We start from the raw sequence: 15,427 nt of genomic DNA, 5'->3' as shown, positions 1-15,427 counted from the left end.
CCCCCATGGCCACGCTCGTCCTCGGCGCTGTCGGTTCCGCCATCGGCGGGGCTTTTGGCGGCGCGATCCTCGGCTTCTCTGGCGCCGCCATCGGCGGTTTCATCGGCTCGACCATCGGGTCGGTGGTCGACAGCTGGATCGTGTCCTCGCTGGCGCCCGCACAGAAGATCGAAGGCCAGCGACTGGACTCCCTGCGCATCACCTCGGCCACTGAAGGCGCCATCATCCCCCGCCTCTACGGGCGCATGCGGATCGGCGGCAACATCATCTGGGCCACGGATTTCCGCGAGGAGACCAAGACTACCACGCAAGGCGGCGGCAAGGGCGGGGGCGGCGGGAGGGTCCAGACGACGGAATACCTCTACTATGCGTCCTTCGCGGTCGCCCTGTGCGAAGGCCCGATCACCGGCATCGGCCGCATCTGGGCCGACGGCAAGCCGCTCGACATGACCGGCATCACCTGGCGCTGGTATCCAGGCAACGAGACTCAGACCGCCGACCCGTTCATCGCGGCCAAGATGGGGGCGGCCAATACCCCGGCCTATCGCGGGACAGCCTATGTCGTCTTCGAGGAACTGCCGCTGTCCACCTACGGCAATCGCCTGCCGCAGCTGTCGTTCGAGGTGTTCCGGCCCTTGGCCGACCCGGATACTGCCGAGGGGCTGGTCAAGGCCGTCACCATGATCCCGGCTTCGGGCGAGTTCACCTATGCGACCGAAGCCGTGCGCAAGACGGTCGGGGCGACAACCACCATCTTCGGCCAGACGACGGGCGGCACGACCTCGGCTGAGAACCTGAACGCGCTGCCCGATGAGGCCGACATCGTCGTGGCGCTGGACCGGCTGCAGGCCGTGGCCCCGGCCGTGGAAAGCGTCAGCCTGGTCGTCGCCTGGTTCGGCAATGATCTGCGCGCGGGCAACTGCGCGATCAAGCCGGGTGTGGAAGTGGCGACCAAGGTCACCAGCCCGAAGGTCTGGACGGTCAATGGGGTCTCCCGCACTGCGGCCCATCTCGTCAGCCGTGATGCCGAGGATCGGCCGGTCTATGGCGGAACGCCTGCCGATTTCGCGGTGGTGCAGGCGATCCGCGAGATGAAGGCGCGCGGGCTGCGCGTCACCTTCTATCCCTTCCTGCTGATGGACGTGCCGCCCGGCAACACCCTGCCGAACCCTTACAGCGCGAATGCCGCGACACCGGGCCAGCCGAGTTTCCCATGGCGCGGGCGGATCACCTGTTCCCCAGCGGCAGGCTACACTGGCACGGTGGAAAAGACGGCTGCGGCGGCTACGCAGGCCTCAGCATTCTTCGGCGCGGCCGCCCCGGCGCAGTTTGCGATTTCCGGCGACACGGTGAGCTGGAGCGGCCCCTCGGGCGACTGGGGCCTGCGCCGGATGATCCTGCACTATGCCCACCTTTGCGCGGTGGCGGGCGGCGTCGACGCTTTCCTGATCGGCACCGAGATGCGGGGGCTGACGACGATCCGGTCCAGCACCAGCGCCTATCCCGCCGTCACTGCGTTCAAGGCGCTGGCGGCGGATGTGAAGTCGGTCCTCGGGCTGGGCACCAAGGTGGGCTACGCATCAGACTGGTCGTAATACTTCGGTCACCAACCCGGGGACGGCACGGGCGATGTGTTCTTCCATCTCGACCCGCTCTGGTCGGACGCGAACATCGATTTCATCGGCATCGACAACTACATGCCGCTCTCCGACTGGCGTGACGGCTTCGACCATGCCGATGCGCTCGAAGGCTGGTCCGCGATCCATGACCGGGGCTACCTGCAGGTCAACATCGCAGGCGGCGAGGGGTTTGACTGGTTCTATGCCTCGGCCGCAGATCGGTCGGCCCAGATCCGCACGCCCATTTCTGACGGTGCCGCAGGCAAGCATTGGGTGTTCCGCTACAAGGATCTGCGCGCCTGGTGGTCGAACGCGCATTTCAACCGGCCCGGTGGGGTGGAAAGCGGCACGCCCACGTCCTGGGTGCCGCAGTCCAAGCCCGTTTGGTTCACGGAACTCGGGTGCCCCGCCATCGACCGCGGCACGAACCAGCCGAACGTCTTCTTCGATCCGAAGTCGTCCGAGAGCTTCACCCCGTACTTCTCGCGCGGCTGGCGCGACGACGCGATCCAGCGCGCCCATCTCGAGGCCAGCTATCTCTGGTGGGGCCAGAGCGCGAACAACCCGACGTCGTCGGTCTATGGCGGCCGCATGGTGCATGTTCCGGAATGCGCCGCCTGGACCTGGGACGCGCGGCCCTATCCGTTCTTCCCCGAACTGACCGGTGTCTGGACCGATGGCCCCAACTGGCGCCTTGGCCATTGGCTGACCGGACGCCTCGGCGCTGTGTCTCTGGCCGCCATCGTGCGCCATCTTTGCTTGCGCGCTGGGCTGGCGGAAAGCCTGATCGACGTCTCCGGCCTTTGGGGCGCGGTCGAAGGCTATGTGATCGGCGCGCTGGAAAGCCCACGCGCATCGATTTCCACGCTGGCCCGGCATTTCGGGTTCGACGCCATCGAAACCGAGGGCATGATCCGCTTCGTGATGCGCGGCCGTGCCTCGGTCGCGACGCTCGCCATCGACGATCTCGTCGCCAGCCGCGATGGCGAGGCTTTTGAGCTGACCCGCGGCCAGGAGACCGAACTGCCCCAGGCCCTGAAGTGGCAGGTCGCACGGGCGGATGAGGACTACGACGCGGCGCTGGTTGAAGCGCGGCGCATCACTGTCGACACGACGCGCATTGCCTCGGAAAGCTTCCCGATGGCGATCCCGCCCGAGGAGGCCGAGCGCCGCTGCCGCCGCGCACTGATGGAAGCCTGGATCGGCCGGGAAAGCGCAACCTTCCGCCTGCCGCCCTCGCGACTGGCGCTGGACCCGGCCGACGTCGTCCAGCTCGCCCATGACGGCCGGGAGGTCGAGTTCCGCCTCGTCTCTGTGGCAGATGCTGAGGCGCGGGGCATCGAGGCGGTGCGGCAGGACCGCGCCGCCTATGACCTCCCGCCCGGCGATCCTCGGCCCGCTTCGCTGGCCAGCCCCGTTGTCTTTGGCACACCGGAAGTGGTGATGCTGGACCTGCCGCAGATCTCAGAAGACCAGCCCGCCCATCGCCCCCTGATCACCGCCCATGCCAGCCCCTGGCCAGGCCAGATCGCGGTGTTCCGCAGCGCCTCGACGGACGGGTTCAGCCTCCTGACGACCTTCGGGAGCCGTGCTCGGATCGGCACACTGGCCTTCGACTTCTTTCCCGGGCCGACCTCGCGATTCGACTTGGGCAATGCGCTGGTGGTCGATCTGCAGTCAGGGACGCTGGAAAGCGTGACGGATATCGCGCTCTTCGGCGGGGCGAATGCACTGGCCGTTGAGACGGCGGCCGGGGTCTGGGAGATCGTCCAGGCTGGCCAAGCCGAACTGATTGCCCCCGGCCGCTATCGCCTCACCCGCCTCCTGCGCGGCCAGCGCGGGTCGGAAACTGCCATGGGTAATCCCGCCCCGGCCGGTGCCCGTGTGGTGGTGTTGGACGCGACGCTGACCTCGCTGCCCATCGCAGAAGCCGACCTCGAACTGCCGTGGAACTGGCGCGTGGGCCCGGCCGCGCGTGCGGTCAGTGATGCGAGCTATGCCGCGCTGGGCTTCACGCCGACCGGCCGGGGGCTTGTTCCCTTCGCGCCGGTCCATGTCGAACAGCCATGGCGGACGGTCCGCAGCCCGGGCGATCTGACGATCCGCTGGACGCGCCGGTCCCGCGCGCTGGTGGCCGATGCCTGGGAGCAGGTCGATGTACCGCTGGCCGAGGAACTAGAAAGCTACGACGTCCAGATCCTCGACGGGACGACCGTCAAGCGCACGCTGACCAGCCCCACGACCTCCGTCCTTTATGCCGCCGCCCAGCAGACTGCCGATTGGGGTGCGCCGCTCGGGCCCGGCCAAACGATTGTGATCCGCATCTACCAGCTCTCGAACCGCCTCGGTCGCGGCACGCCCGCCGTCGTCACGCTGCAATTCTGATCCCAACCCGCGGGAACCCCCATGTCCGATACCACGACCCATCTGGGCCTGCCCTACCTCTTGGCGGCGCAGGCGCAGAAGCATGTCACCCACAACGAGGCGCTGCGCCTGCTCGACGCCATGGTGCAGTTGTCGGTTCTCGACCGCACGCGCATCGCGCCGCCAGCCAGCTCTGCCGATGGCAACCGGCATCTGGTGGCTTCGGGCGCGACCGGCCTCTGGGCTGGATGGGACCTGAACATCGCCTTCTGGGTCGACGGCGCTTGGATCCGCCTCGTCCCGCGCACCGGCTGGCTGCTCTGGGTGGCGGCTGAGGGCCTGCTCCTCGTCTGGACCGGCAGCGCCTGGGAGGTAGTGGGCGAGCCCCGCGACGTCTCGGACGCCGTGTTCAGTCTGGCGAACGACGCCGATCCGACGAAGAAGGCCACCTTTTCTCTGGCGGGGATCAGCGCCGGGACGACGCGCAGTTACACGCTGCCGAACACCTCGTCGGAACTGGCGATCCTCGCGGGCACGCAAACCTTTACCGGGAACAAGACCTTCTCGGGTACGCTAACCGCCTCGGGGACCGTGACGGTCTCGGCGGCCAGTGCCACCATCGGCACCGCAACGACGACCGCGACCTATGGAATTGGCACCGGCGCCACGACGACCGGCGTCACCAAGACTGTGAACCTCGGGACGGGTGGCGCGTCCGGGTCCACGACGGTCGTCAACATTGGCTCCGCCACGGCAGGGGCCGGTGGCACGACCGTCATCAACACGCCGACCGTCACCTTCGCCAATGCCGTGACGCAGGTTGGAATGCCCCAGGCCAACCTGACGGCGCAGCTTCTGGGCCTAGGCGGGGCGACGGCCGACAGTTACAACCGGCTGTCGGTGAACACACCGGCCGTCCTTCTGAACAACGTGGGCGCGGGCATCGAGGCGACCGTCAACAAGTCAGCACCGGCGAACGATGCCGCCTTCGCCTTCAAGACCGGGTTTTCGGCGCGGGCGCTGATCGGCCTCTTGGGCAACGATGACTTCAGCTTCAAGGTCAGCCCGGACGGATCGGCCTTCTTCGATGCGATCCGGATCGACCGCACGAGCGGCCAGGTGGAACTGCCGCAGCCGACGGTCCTGCCTGGCCTCGGCGCAGCGCCGACCCCGCCGCCCGCGGGGAAGGCGACTGTCTATGCCCGCAGCCGCGCCGGGGCGCCGTGGATCGATGTGATGCGCCCTTCCGGCAGGGACTTTCCGCTCCAGCCGCATTTCGGGGTGAACCGCATCGCGACTTGGTCGCCTTCGGTCACCACGACCATCACCACAGAAGGCATGCCGATCACCTCGGTCGGCACTGTCTCGCACCCGACGCTGGCCGCCACGAACCTTGCCGCCTCGATGCGGCGCTGGCGTCTGACCTCGGCGGCCGTCGTGGACTCGGTTGCCGACCAGCGATCCGCAGGCTGGGCCTGCTGGCGCGGCAACGCGGCGGGCCTCGGTGGCTGGACCTTCGTGACACGGATTTCTCTGACGACCCTGCAGGCCACCGGCATGGGGTTCTTCGGTCTCTATGGATCGACAGCCGCGCTCGCCACCACGCTGACGCTCGCGGCCGCCATCAACTGCATCGGCATCGGCTTCCAGCGCGGAACGCACACTAGGTGGCAGCTGGTTGCAAACGACGGCACCGGGGCGCCTGCGCTGACGGACATGGGGGCGAGCTTCGCCATCGCCACCGGCGGCGTGCTGACCCTGTTCATCGCCGCGCCGCCGAACGGGTCATCCGTCTGGGTGCGCGTCGTCGACGAGGTTACGGGCGCGGTCTTCGAGCAGGAAATCACCGCCGACCTTCCCGCCGCGACGCAGTTCCTGTCTCCGCGGTTGTTCCTGAACACCGGCGCGACGGCCGCCGCCGTCGCCTACGACTGCGCCGGGGTCTACCTCGAAACCGATTTCTGAACTGCAGGACCACGAAAGGATCATCATGAACGACCAGACCACTCTCGCCGGGGAGGTCGCGCGGGCCTTTCGGGACCACGGGATCACCGCCGCCCTGACCGCCCTGATCGGCGGCACCATGGCCCTGATCGTGGCGATTACGCGCAAGGCGTTTACGAACGAGGCCCTGCTGGACCGGCTTGACCGGGAGCTTATCGCCGACCGAGACCGGATCGACCGCCAGCGCAGCGAGGACCGCAAGGCCGACGGCGACCGCCTCGACCGGATCGAGACCGACATCCGCTCGATGCGCGACATGCTCTTCGACGCCTTCCAGCGCGGCCGATCCGACTGACGTGAACCACCACTGCAACGGCTACATCCCCCGCCCAAGAGGCGGGTTTTTCATTTGGAGGATCCTATGCCGACCCTGACCTACCCGCACTGGCGCGACGTGCCCGCGAGCGCCTGGCGCTGGCCGAATTTCTCAGCCGCCGAGATCGCCTGCCGCGGCACCGGCGCGATCAAGATCAACACTGAGGCCATGGACAAGCTGCAGGCCCTGCGCGACCGCCTCGGCAAGCCGCTGATCATCCGCTCCGCCTATCGCAGTCCGGAACACAACCGCGCCGTCGGTGGCGCCCCGGCTTCGAAACACATGCAGGGCACGGCCTTCGACATCGCGATGGCGAACCATGATCCCGCGGCCTTCGAGGCGGCAGCGCGGGCGGTCGGGTTCCTCGGCTTCGGCTATTACCCCCGCTCCGGTTTCATGCACATCGACCTCGGGCCTGCCCGCTCCTGGGGCGATCCCTTCCCGGTGCGGCCCGTGCCCTTCGCGCCGGAACTGCCGCCTGCGCGCGAAGTCCTGGCCGAAAGCCGCACGCTCCGCGGTGGGGGCGCCGCCGGTGCCGCGACCGTCGGCGCGGCCGGGGTGGAAATACTTCAGGACGTTCTTGCCGAAACCCAGTCCACGATCCAACCGCTGGTGCCCTACCTCGACACGCTGCGCTGGGTGCTGATCGCCATCGCGCTGATCGGGATCGCCGCGACCATCCACGCCCGGCTCGATGACTGGAAGCGGGGCCAGCGGTGATCGGCTGGCGCCTCTCCCATGGCCCGGCGCGAAAAGCGTTGGGCCTGATCCTCGCCGCCGCAGCGATCCTGCTGTTCCTTCTGAACCTGCGCCGCGCCGGTGAACGCGCTGGGCGCGCCGCCGAACGGCTTGATGCCCGAGAGAGAAACGATGCCATCCAACGCCAGATGCTCGACGCCGCCGCCCGCCGCCCTCCTGATCGCGATGCTGTGGCTGACCGGCTGCGTGATGGGCGGTTCTGACGCCCGCGCGCCCTGCCCGCCCGTGGTCGACTACACGACGGCCGATCAGGCGCGGGCTGCGGACGAGGTTGAGGCTTTGCCGGAGGGGGCCGTCATCGTCCGGATGCTAAGCGACTACGCTGTCTTGCGTGATCAAGCGCGAGCGTGCCAATGATGCCAAGGCGTGGACCTCGGCACCAATTTCTTAGCCGAGGCGCGCTGTTCTCGATCAGTGGTATTGTCTCATGATTGAATGGCCATTTGAGTTCCAGCGTGTTCAAGACGCCCTCGACAGGCGGACCATTACGGGCCAGGAAGCTGCGCGCGAAATCTTCGTCGCCAGGCGGAAGCACGGCCCGCCCTGGCACTGGAAGAACTGGAAGCGCACCAGGGTTCAATTCCTTGGTTCGGAATGAGCAACATGCGGCGCCGACCATGAAGCAGTGCTCGTCCTTCAGCACACGGTGAGAATACCCCGCGTTCAGCCCTATTTGGACAAGGCAAAAGCCGAATATGAGGCACGGGAACCTGCCCACGACTATCGCGCTGAGTTACGGGAGGAATGCTATGCGATCCGTGACGCCGTCGTCGCGGAAATGCGCGACTGCTGCCCTCTGTGCTCGAGCCTGTCGATTCAGTTTCGCAAGAAGGCGGGAACGTGGATCTGCAACAGTCCAGTCGGGCGGGGCTATTGCGGTCACGTTTTCGAGGTTCCAGCGAAAAAGGAAGCCCTGACCGCGGCCCAGAAGCGCGGGATCCGCGCGCGAAAATATATGGCCTGGCGCGAGAAGGCGACGAATTGGGACGGCGATTGGAAGCGCGTTGCGATCCTCGCTTGGCTTGCTGATTTCAGGGAGTATCTGTCGCTGAAGCACACAAAGACGCTGTGCAAGCGTTGCGCTTTCCTGGAGGACATGACGGATCTGAAGCCATGCCTCGAGTGCGGGTTTGCGTTTGCAAGGACAGATTCTGCGTGTCCCGACTGCGGCCATGCGGTTACCGAGGCGCAAGCTGACAGCCAGTAGGGAGAGACGGATGACGGGCCGACCCAGAACTATGACGCTGGAGATCGATGAGGAACTGCTCGAGTTCCTGGCGTTGAGGGTGAGCGACGGTGGGCCTTATCGATCTGTCAGCGCCTATGTTGAGGAGCTGATCCGGTGCGACATGGCAAGCCGGGAGGCGGCCGCGTTCAAACAGCTGCGGGCAGAACTTGCCGCTGGGTTCAGCGCGCCGGAATCCAGCTACCGTCCGTCCTCCGCGGCGGAGGTGATCGCGCGGAACCAACAGTGAAAGTTCAGCCGCTTCTCGCGCTCCAGGAGCTATCCGTTCCAAGCTTCATCGAACGGCAAGGATTGGCAGCGGGGCGGCCGTGCGGAGAATAGCAGGCCTAATCTCCGCACAATCTGCGGTGATTGATCAGGATGACGCTGTGGGGGGCGGGTCAGCGCAGGTTGCTTGAAGCTGAGCTGTATGTTACAAAACCTAGGACAAGATGCGATCTCGTCTGAGGTTTTGTAACGATGCTCGCTATGGATCAGGGCCAGCGCGCCCGCATGATCGACTACATGGAAGACCATGCGCCAGCCCGTTCAAGGGATCTGGCATCCATCGGCGTGAGCGGAACCACCATCGCGCGAGCGGTGGCAGATGGCGTGGTGGTAAGAATTGGACGGGGACTGTACCAGCTTCCCGATAGCGAACCAGACCTGCATGCGGGCCTGATCGACATCGCCAAACTCGCTCCCAAGGCCGTCATCTGCCTGACTTCGGCGCTGTCCTTTCATCAGCTGACCGACCAACTTCCACGCCGGGTGTGGATCGCCATCGGTGCCAAGGACTGGGCACCGAAGATCGAGTACCCGCGCGTCCGCATCGTGCGCTTCCGCGAACCCTACCTGACCAATGGCGTCGAGACCCACCGCATCCGGGAGGTGGAAGTGCGGGTCTATTCCATCGCCAAGACGATTGCAGACGCATTTCGGAACCCGAAGCTCGTGGACCGATCGGTTGCCATTGAAGCGATGAAGGCCGCGCTGCGCGCCAGGAAGGCAACGGCAGGCCAGCTTGCTGCAGCCGCTCGCGAGAACGGCGCGTGGAACCAGATGCGCCCCTATCTGGAGGCCCTGACATCCAATGGCTAAGCAGCCGAAAGATATCGCGGCTTCTGTGCGTCAGCGTCTGCTGAACCTCGCCCGTGCGGAAGGTCAGCTGTTCGACGTCGTCCTGGTGGCTTTCGGTCTCGAACGACTGGTGTACCGGCTGTCGGTCTCCGAGTATCGCAACCGCTTCGTCCTGAAGGGTGGCATGCTCGTCACCTTGTGGACAGCCGACACAGGGCGTTTCACCCGGGACATCGACTTCCTGGCGTTCGGTTCGGATGAGGAGGCCGAACTCAAAACCGCGTTCTCTCAGATCCTCGCCATCGATGGAGGCGATGGGCTGGTCTACGACGTTGCCAGCCTTACAGCCGTCGCTATTCGGGAAGACCAGATCTATGGCGGGATGCGGCTCCGGACTGATGCATATCTCGGGAGCACGCGCATTCCGATCACCGTGGACCTCGGCTTCGGCGATGCCTTGGCCGATCCGAAGTTCGAGATCGAATATGGCTCCCTGCTGGACTTTCCTGCCGCATCGATCTGCGCCTATTCACCGGCCACCGTCATCGCCGAGAAGTTCCAGGCCGTGGTGGCGCTGGGCTTGGCGAACAGCCGGATGAAGGATCTCTACGATCTGTGGACGCTGCCGAAGTCCGTCGACATCGACATGGGCGACCTCGCTGTTGCGATTCGAGGAACCTTCGCGCGACGCGACACGATTGTTCCAGCCGCCTGCCCTGTCGGGCTGTCCGCGGAGTTCTCGACCGATCCGGCGAAGATGACGCAGTGGCGGGCCTACTCAGAGGGCACGGCTCTCGAAGGACGGCCACTTGCGCAGGTCACTGCGGAAATCTGGTCATGGCTTGAACCGGCATGCAGAGCGGCCGCGTGATGGTCGTCTTCTGCACGATTATTCGCCCCGTCGCAGGGGGCCTCGTCAAACGTTGACCAGGTGTTGACAAGAATTCGCAACGCAAAAGCCCGACGGTTTATGTCGGGTTCTAACTATCTGAAAAGGTTAGGATTTTTGGTTGCGGGGGCGCGGTTCCAGAAATTCTTGCCTTTGCATCAGGGAAGCTGGCTGGCCCCGGAAAGGCTGGCGGCGTAGGCTCAGGGCTCGAAGATGCTATGATATCCCGCGGATGCGCCGCCTTGGCGGACTTGCGGCCGAAGCTGGCGAAGCCCTCGCAGCCGGCCGACCGCCCCAGATGCAGGGCATCGGCGAAATCCACGCCGCTCTCTGAGCGATCCAGCGCCTCGGCAACTAGGGCAGTGTCTTCAACCGCAAACCTGATCGGTCGGTCAGCTCGAACGTCATATACCCTGTATGCGGGACGCGGGCGGCAAGTGGCTGGACTAGTTCAGGTCTGCCGTGTGGGATTCAGGAGATGCCAGCCCAGTCCTGGCCGTGCGTCACTTTTCCAGCCGAAGCACCGGAAGCAGGGCATCCTCGATCAGCTCCACCTGCGCAGCGATAATGTCGTTCATCTCGTTGGGTATCTTGGTCCCGCTGGCGCTGCTCAGGTCGGAACGGAGCTTGCGGGCAAAGTCGCGGTCGTCACCCACATCATCATTCATGTCCGCAGCGACATTGACTATGTGATACTGTCGGTTGAGCGTTTCTAGCGCCTTCTCGACCTGTTCCCCGAACAAGGCACGTGCCATCGGAAGGCATTCCTCGACAGCCCTCCGTTCCTCCGCAACAGCATTCAGGCGATTGAAGTAAGCCTGCTTGGTGATGAGGCTCTGCTTCCGATCTGTCGTTGCCCACCAATCCAGCATCTCAAGGTGCTTCTCGGCTGCATTTAGTTCGTGCGCGGTTATCAGCGGGCTTCTGACATACTCAAGGCCGCGCCTTGCTTTGTAGGTGGCGGTCAGAATACGCTCGGCCTGTTCGATCTTCCGCTCGGACAGCTTCTGCTCGCGCCAACTTTTGAACGTGCTGGACCCCAAATTGGCGGCGACGATCACCGCTACCGCGCCGATTACGGTTCCGACACCCGACAGGACACCGCCAAAGGCAGACCATTCCGTTGCCGTCCATGCAGTCATCGTATTCCCTCCAAGCCGAACCCCATCAATATGGGCCGACCAGCGCCCCGACACTAGATGTTCCTATCGAAGCACAATTCGCCGTTGTTATGGCGCTGTCGCGGCGAGCGTAAAGGTCAGTCGCCGCTATCGCACGCAAGGCGGGCATTGAGCCCATGCCGAGGCCGTTTGCCGTGTTTGGATGACCGCGAGTGAAGGTATGGGCGCTGAGGATCGCTCCCTCTCGGGCGCAAGATCACGACAATTTTTCCTTCCCTTCGGAACCTTTATGCACTATATTTCCTCAAGAAAGGACTCGTCATGCTGAATGCCCACCGACACTCCACCGCACCGGATCGCGGGGCCGTCCTGACCAAGGCCGCCATCCGGGCGGCAGAACGGCTCGACATCTCCGGCCGTCTCCTGGCCGAGGTGCTGGGCGTCTCCGAGGCGCAGGTGTCCCGCTTCAAGAGCGGGGAGGCCGCCTTGGCGGATCATGGCAAACCTTTCGAGCTTGCAGCCCTTCTGGTGCGCGCTTTCCGCTCGCTGGATGCGATCACCGGCGGAGATGAGGGCGTTGCCCGTGCCTGGCTGGCCGCCCCCAACACCGCCCTCGGCGCCCGGCCCGCCGAACGGATCGCCTCTGCCCAGGGACTCGTGGATGTCGTCACCTATCTGGACGCCCGCCGCGCTCCGCTCTGAAGCCCGGCCGCTCAAAAGCCCGGCATGGCGGCTGGTCGAGGCGCAGCACCGCGTCTCGACGCTCAAGCTGGTCGACAGCCTTGGCGAGCAGGACATGCTCGAAGCCATTCTGGACCAGAGCAAGCCGCCGGTGCCGCCCGAATGCCGCCATCTGGACTATCTGCTTTCGACGCCGTTCCGCTATCGCCCCTATCCGCAGGGGTCGCGTTTCCGGCGGGCCGGGATCACGCCGGGCGTCTGGTATGGCGCGGAGCGGCCGGAGACAGCCGTGGCCGAAATGGCGTTCTACCGCTTCCTCTTCTACGCCGAGAGCCCGGAGACGCCATTCCCCGATGACGCGGCCGAATACACCGCCTTCTCGGTCGAACTGGCGAGCCCCGTGGCCCTCGATCTCACCACCGGCGCGCTGGCGGGCGATGCTGCCCGGTGGCTGCACCCGACCGATTACGACCCCTGCCAGAGCCTTGCGGAAACGGCCCGCGAGATCGGGGCAGAGGTGATCCGCTACGCCTCGGTGCGCGATCCGGCCCATGGGGCGAATTTCGCGGTGCTGAGCTGCCGGGCGTTCCGCAGCGCCGCGCCGGTCGAGCGGCAGACATGGCGCATCCGCATCAACCGGAGCGGAGCGCAGGCCGTCCGCGAGCACCCCCGCCTCGGGATGGAGTTTCCGCCGGACTCGTTCGCCGACGATCCCCGACTGGCAGGCATGGTCTGGGAGCGGCCACGGGCCCGGTGACCACGGTTGCGGGCGCGGGGAACGGCGGTCTTGTCCTACCGGCTCGAAGGGGAGGAACGGAGCACGATCCGACGCAAAGGGCGGAAAGCGGGGGGCCGACCGCGCCGTGGTCCCGCTCATCCCCTGATCTTCTCCCCCTTCGGATCATACCACGGGCCGAACTGGACGGAGGCGGGGTAGCGTTTCATGGCGACCTCGACCTCCCATGTGCCGGTTTCCAGCCAGTCCTTCGCCACCCCCTCGGGATGCGAGACATAGCCGAGGCCGAGCGAGGCGCCGACACGGTGGCCGTAAGCGCCCGACATCACCGAGCCCACCAGCCTGCCATCGCGCAGGATGGGCTCGTGGTGGTAAAGCATCGGCGCCTCTGCCCCGCCCTCCAGCCGAACCTGCACCAGCCGGCGGCGGACCGGCCCTTCGGCCTGCTGCGCCAGCAGCGCCTCGCGGCCTATGAAATCCGCCTTGCCCATCGCCACCGCAAAGCCCAAGCCGCCCTCAAACGGCGTATCCTCCTCGCCGATGTCGTGGCCCCAGTGGCGGTAGCCCTTCTCCATCCGCAGCGAGTTCAGCGCGAAATAGCCCGCCGGCTTCAGGCCCAGGTCCCGGCCCGCCTCGGCCAGCACCTCCCAGACATGGGCGGCGAATTCGGTCTCGATCATCAGCTCGAAGCCCAGTTCGCCCACGAAGGTCAGCCGGCTCGCGCGGACGCGCGCATAGCCGAGGTCGATCTCGCGCGAGGTGCCGAAGGGAAAGCCATCGTTCGAGACATCGTCGGGCGAGACCCGCGCCATCAGCTCGCGCGCCTTCGGGCCCATGACGGCCAGCATCGCCGTGCCCGAGGTGATGTCGCTGACATGGACGCGCGCGCCTTCGGGGATGTTGCGGCGCAGCCAGGCCATGTCGCGGCGCTGCGACAGCGCCACCGTCACCACGAGGAAGGCATCTTCCGCGACGCGGATCACCGTCACATCGGCCTCGATCCCGCCGCGCGGGTTCAGCCATTGGGTATAGACGATCTTGCCCACCGGCACGTCGCACTCGCCCGCGCAGACATGGTTCAGCGCGGCCAGCGCATCCGGCCCCTCGACCCGGTATTTGACGAAGCAGCTGTAGTCGAAGACCGAGACGTTCTCGGCCGTGTTCCGGCATTCCGCGGCGACGTTCTTGAACCAGCTGGGCCGATGGTAGGAATATTCGACATTCGCCACCTCTTCCGGCGTGCCGAAGAAGCCCGGCCGTTCCCACCCCGCCAGCTCGGTCATGAAGGCGCCCGCCTCCAGCCAGCGGTCGTGGAAGGGCGAACGGCGCACCCCGCGCGCGGTTTCGAACTGCAGCCCCGGCCAGTGCATGCCGAACAGCGTGCCGATGGTCTCGACCGAGCGGTCCTGCAGGTATTTGCGGTTGCGCTGGAAGGCCTGCGTCCGGCGCACGTCCACGTCGCTCAGCTCGACCGGCGGATGGCCCTCGGCGATCCACGAGGCCATCGCCTTGCCGACCCCGCCCGAGGACAGGATGCCGATGGAGTTGAAGCCGGTGGCCGAGAAGAGCCCGCGCACCTCGGCCGTCTCGCCCAGATGATAGCGGTTGTCGGGGGTGAAGCTTTCCGGGCCGTTGAAGAACAGCTGGATCCCGGTGCGTTCCAAGACCGGCACCCGCTTCATCGCCATTTCCAGATAGGGACCGATGTGGTCGATATCCTCGGGCAGGGCATCGAAGCAGAAGCTTTCGGAAATGCCCTTTTGCCCCCAGGGCTTGGCGCCCGGCTCGAAGAAGCCGACCAGCAGCTTGCCGGCGTCTTCCTTGTAGTAGGACCATTCGTCGGCCATGAACATCACCGGCAGGTCGCGCGGCAGGTCGGGGATCGCCTCGGTCACCACGTAGAAATGCTCGGCCGCGTGCAGCGGAAGCGTGACGCCGATCCCGGCGGCCAGGTCGCGCGACCACATGCCGCCGCAGATCACCACCTTCTTCGCGGCGATGGGGCCGTGTTCCGTCATCACCCCGGTGACGCGGCCGTTCGCGGTCAGGATCTTCGTGACGGCGACGCCCTCCAGCACCTTCGCCCCGCCCATCCTTGCCCCCTTGGCATAGGCCATGGTCACGTCGGCCGGGTTGACCTGCCCGTCGTCGGGGAACCAGAAGCCGCCCACCAGCCCCTCGGTGCTGATCGGCGACCAGCGCTCCTTGATCTGGCCGGGCGTCAGCGCCTCGACCGGCAGGCCGAAGTTGCGCCCCATCGAGGCGCCGCGCGCCAGTTCCTCATAGCGCGCGGGGGTCTTCGCCAGCCGCAGCGAGCCGTTCCTCTTGAACCCCGTCGCCTGCCCGGTCTCTTCCTCCAGCCTGCCGAACAGCTCGCCCGTGTATTGCGCAAGCTCGGTCATCCGCTGCGTCGCGCGCAACTGCGTCACCAGCCCCGCCGCATGCCATGTGGTGCCGCAGGTCAGCTGCTTGCGCTCCAAAAGGACCACATCCGTGATGCCGATCCTAGGCTCCAGACTCATTGAGTTTCAGAGCCAGAACATGACGGTTGCTGCGAGGGCGATAGCGGAGAAGAAGGTTTCCGGGCATCTGTCGTATCGGGTGGCAACGCGTCTCCAGTCCTTCAGCCGGCC

General features: G+C 65.9%; 12 protein-coding genes and 2 pseudogenes. 11 read left to right on the top strand and 3 right to left on the bottom strand.

Annotation, left to right across the window (positions count from 1 at the left end; all coding sequences use genetic code 11):
* The first annotated feature begins 5 nt into the window (after positions 1 to 5).
* From I7S92_RS20610 to I7S92_RS20570, 9 genes and pseudogenes are all read left to right on the top strand, one after another.
* Positions 6 to 4,004: pseudogene (locus I7S92_RS20610) on the top strand (baseplate multidomain protein megatron).
* Between the two features lie 21 nt (positions 4,005 to 4,025).
* The gene (locus I7S92_RS20605; protein ID WP_197647396.1) at positions 4,026 to 5,948 is read left to right on the top strand and encodes a DUF2793 domain-containing protein; all 1,923 of its coding nucleotides are present in this window, start codon (positions 4,026 to 4,028) and stop codon (positions 5,946 to 5,948) included.
* Between the two features lie 25 nt (positions 5,949 to 5,973).
* Positions 5,974 to 6,282 carry a hypothetical protein gene (locus tag I7S92_RS20600; RefSeq protein ID WP_197647395.1) on the top strand — a complete coding sequence of 103 codons (309 nt, stop codon included), beginning with the start codon at positions 5,974 to 5,976 and terminating at the stop codon, positions 6,280 to 6,282.
* 66 nt (positions 6,283 to 6,348) lie between these two features.
* Positions 6,349 to 7,023, top strand: coding sequence for a YcbK family protein (locus I7S92_RS20595; protein ID WP_197647394.1), 675 nt, complete (start codon positions 6,349 to 6,351; stop codon positions 7,021 to 7,023).
* Positions 7,020 to 7,265, top strand: coding sequence for a hypothetical protein (locus tag I7S92_RS20590; RefSeq protein ID WP_197647393.1), 246 nt, complete (start codon positions 7,020 to 7,022; stop codon positions 7,263 to 7,265). Before I7S92_RS20595 ends, I7S92_RS20590 begins: the two co-directional genes overlap by 4 nt.
* Positions 7,266 to 7,735: 470 nt before the next feature.
* Positions 7,736 to 8,269, top strand: coding sequence for a hypothetical protein (locus I7S92_RS20585; protein WP_197647392.1), 534 nt, complete (start codon positions 7,736 to 7,738; stop codon positions 8,267 to 8,269).
* Positions 8,270 to 8,300: 31 nt separating this feature from the next.
* A complete protein-coding gene (locus I7S92_RS20580; RefSeq protein ID WP_242070318.1) occupies positions 8,301 to 8,537 on the top strand; it encodes an addiction module antitoxin in 237 nt (78 codons plus the stop codon).
* 263 nt (positions 8,538 to 8,800) lie between these two features.
* Positions 8,801 to 9,388 carry a type IV toxin-antitoxin system AbiEi family antitoxin domain-containing protein gene (locus I7S92_RS20575; protein ID WP_197647390.1) on the top strand — a complete coding sequence of 196 codons (588 nt, stop codon included), beginning with the start codon at positions 8,801 to 8,803 and terminating at the stop codon, positions 9,386 to 9,388.
* On the top strand, positions 9,381 to 10,238 hold the full coding sequence (locus I7S92_RS20570) for a nucleotidyl transferase AbiEii/AbiGii toxin family protein (protein WP_197647389.1): 858 nt from the start codon (positions 9,381 to 9,383) through the stop codon (positions 10,236 to 10,238). The genes I7S92_RS20575 and I7S92_RS20570 overlap by 8 nt, the downstream gene beginning before the upstream one ends.
* A gap of 521 nt (positions 10,239 to 10,759) precedes the next feature.
* Here I7S92_RS20570 and I7S92_RS20565 read toward each other — a convergent pair.
* The gene (locus I7S92_RS20565; protein ID WP_197647388.1) at positions 10,760 to 11,398 is read right to left on the bottom strand and encodes a hypothetical protein; all 639 of its coding nucleotides are present in this window, start codon (positions 11,396 to 11,398) and stop codon (positions 10,760 to 10,762) included.
* A 300-nt stretch (positions 11,399 to 11,698) separates the two neighbouring features.
* On the opposite strand from I7S92_RS20565, the gene I7S92_RS20560 reads away from it, so the two are divergent.
* Complete coding sequence (locus tag I7S92_RS20560) at positions 11,699 to 12,079, top strand: MbcA/ParS/Xre antitoxin family protein (protein ID WP_197647387.1); 381 nt, start codon at positions 11,699 to 11,701, stop codon at positions 12,077 to 12,079.
* Positions 12,039 to 12,815 (top strand): RES family NAD+ phosphorylase, encoded by a 777-nt coding sequence (locus I7S92_RS20555; protein WP_197647386.1) that lies wholly within the window; start codon positions 12,039 to 12,041, stop codon positions 12,813 to 12,815. Before I7S92_RS20560 ends, I7S92_RS20555 begins: the two co-directional genes overlap by 41 nt.
* 116 nt (positions 12,816 to 12,931) lie before the next feature.
* On the opposite strand, the gene I7S92_RS20550 is transcribed toward I7S92_RS20555, so the two are convergent.
* Positions 12,932 to 15,316, bottom strand: coding sequence for a GcvT family protein (locus I7S92_RS20550; protein ID WP_197647385.1), 2,385 nt, complete (start codon positions 15,314 to 15,316; stop codon positions 12,932 to 12,934).
* A gap of 6 nt (positions 15,317 to 15,322) precedes the next feature.
* Positions 15,323 to 15,427, bottom strand: a pseudogene (locus I7S92_RS20545) (IS5/IS1182 family transposase); the annotation flags it as partial.

This window comes from Tabrizicola soli (assembly GCF_015999335.1).
Classification (GTDB): Bacteria; Pseudomonadota; Alphaproteobacteria; order Rhodobacterales; family Rhodobacteraceae; genus Tabrizicola; species Tabrizicola soli.
The sequence above is the reverse complement of the archived record's forward strand: the minus strand, read 5'-3'. Positions and strand labels throughout refer to the sequence as shown.

Bases quoted from the DNA above. Each gene is read 5' to 3' on its own strand.
- I7S92_RS20605 (WP_197647396.1), top strand. From the start codon at position 4,026: ATGTCCGATACCACGACCCATCTGGGCCTGCCCTACCTCTTGGCGGCG.
- I7S92_RS20600 (WP_197647395.1), top strand. From the start codon at position 5,974: ATGAACGACCAGACCACTCTCGCCGGGGAGGTCGCGCGGGCCTTTCGG.
- I7S92_RS20595 (WP_197647394.1), top strand. From the start codon at position 6,349: ATGCCGACCCTGACCTACCCGCACTGGCGCGACGTGCCCGCGAGCGCC.
- I7S92_RS20580 (WP_242070318.1), top strand. From the start codon at position 8,301: ATGACGCTGGAGATCGATGAGGAACTGCTCGAGTTCCTGGCGTTGAGG.
- I7S92_RS20575 (WP_197647390.1), top strand. From the start codon at position 8,801: ATGATCGACTACATGGAAGACCATGCGCCAGCCCGTTCAAGGGATCTG.
- I7S92_RS20570 (WP_197647389.1), top strand. From the start codon at position 9,381: ATGGCTAAGCAGCCGAAAGATATCGCGGCTTCTGTGCGTCAGCGTCTG.
- I7S92_RS20565 (WP_197647388.1), bottom strand. From the start codon at position 11,398: ATGACTGCATGGACGGCAACGGAATGGTCTGCCTTTGGCGGTGTCCTG.
- I7S92_RS20560 (WP_197647387.1), top strand. From the start codon at position 11,699: ATGCTGAATGCCCACCGACACTCCACCGCACCGGATCGCGGGGCCGTC.
- I7S92_RS20555 (WP_197647386.1), top strand. From the start codon at position 12,039: ATGTCGTCACCTATCTGGACGCCCGCCGCGCTCCGCTCTGAAGCCCGG.
- I7S92_RS20550 (WP_197647385.1), bottom strand. From the start codon at position 15,316: ATGAGTCTGGAGCCTAGGATCGGCATCACGGATGTGGTCCTTTTGGAG.